The sequence below is a fragment of the Oleiphilus sp. HI0079 genome, from assembly GCF_001635105.1.
On sequence record NZ_LWFT01001198.1, the window covers coordinates 1 to 1120 of the forward strand.

Genomic DNA, 1120 nt, shown 5'->3' on the forward strand with positions numbered 1-1120 from the left:
TGTGGTCTTTCACAATACCCAGTCTGATACCATTAGGATGTACTTTCTGACCCATCTGAGTATCTCCTAGTTATCGGCCACTTTGACCGTGATATGACAGGTGCGCTTAAAGATACGATCAGCTCGTCCTTTTGCACGCGGACGGATACGCTTCATAGTTGGACCTTCATCAACAAAAACTGTCGATACGCTAAGATCATCAACATCAAGACCGTCGTTATGCTCAGCGTTAGCAATCGCTCGTTCAGAGTGGTATCGAGAAGGTCGTGTGCCGTTGCACACACTTCGAGCAGACGTTGATTATGCTACGCATGAAGCGAGCACAACGTACGGCATCATTGGTGTAAAAGTATGGATCTTCAAGGGCGAGATTCTTGGCGGTATCGAACAGGTACGCGAAGAAAAGAATTCTGCTCGCAAGAAGTCTGCTAAGTAAGGGGCCGAGAGATGTTACAGCCAAAACGTACCAAATTTAGAAAAGTACAAAAGGGTCGTAATCGTGGCCTTGCTCAACGCGGTAGTAAAATCAGCTTCGGTGAGTACGGTTTGAAAGCGACTGGTCGTGGTCGTATCACGGCACGCCAAATTGAGGCGGCTCGTCGTACGATTACACGTAAAGTTAAGCGTGGCGGAAAGATCTGGATTCGAATTTTTCCTGACAAGCCGATTACGCAAAAGCCTTTGGAAGTTCGTCAAGGTAAGGGTAAAGGTAACGTTGAGTATTGGGTTTGCCAAATTCAACCGGGCCGAGTGCTATACGAGATTGAAGGTGTGTCAGAAGAATTGGCACGCGAAGCTTTCGCGCTAGCTGCTGCTAAGTTGCCTGTTCCAACAACCTTTGTTGAAAGGACGGTGATGTAATGAAAGCAAGTGAATTACGCGATAAGTCTGTTGAAGAGCTGAATACAGCGTTGGAAGAAGCATTAAAAGAGCAGTTTAACTTACGCCTTCGTAAGTCGACTGGTCAGCTCAACCAATCGCATCTTGTAGCTCAAAACCGAAAAGATATTGCTCGTATCAAAACAGTATTGACGCAGAAGGCAGGTGAGTGATTATGAGTGAAGTGGCAAATAACACAGCTCGTACCATCAGCGGTAAAGTCGTCAGCGACAAAATGGAT

General features: G+C 46.3%; 2 protein-coding genes and 2 pseudogenes. 3 read left to right on the forward strand and 1 reads right to left on the reverse strand.

Features of this window, described 5'->3' with window-relative positions; genetic code table 11:
* Positions 1–66: 66 nt before the first annotated feature.
* A pseudogene (gene rplV, locus A3750_RS21365) lies at positions 67–246 on the reverse strand (50S ribosomal protein L22); the annotation flags it as partial.
* On the opposite strand from rplV, the pseudogene A3750_RS25120 reads away from it, so the two are divergent.
* The 3 genes and pseudogenes from A3750_RS25120 to rpmC all read left to right on the forward strand — a co-directional run.
* Positions 236–436: pseudogene (locus A3750_RS25120) on the forward strand (30S ribosomal protein S3); the annotation flags it as partial. The pseudogenes rplV and A3750_RS25120 sit on opposite strands and share 11 nt — an antisense overlap.
* Positions 437–447: 11 nt before the next feature.
* Positions 448–861 carry a 50S ribosomal protein L16 gene (gene rplP / locus A3750_RS21370; RefSeq protein ID WP_068451022.1) on the forward strand — a complete coding sequence of 138 codons (414 nt, stop codon included), beginning with the start codon at positions 448–450 and terminating at the stop codon, positions 859–861.
* Positions 861–1052 carry a 50S ribosomal protein L29 gene (gene rpmC, locus A3750_RS21375; RefSeq protein ID WP_068451019.1) on the forward strand — a complete coding sequence of 64 codons (192 nt, stop codon included), beginning with the start codon at positions 861–863 and terminating at the stop codon, positions 1050–1052. The genes rplP and rpmC overlap by 1 nt, the downstream gene beginning before the upstream one ends.
* The last annotated feature ends 68 nt before the right edge of the window (positions 1053–1120 follow it).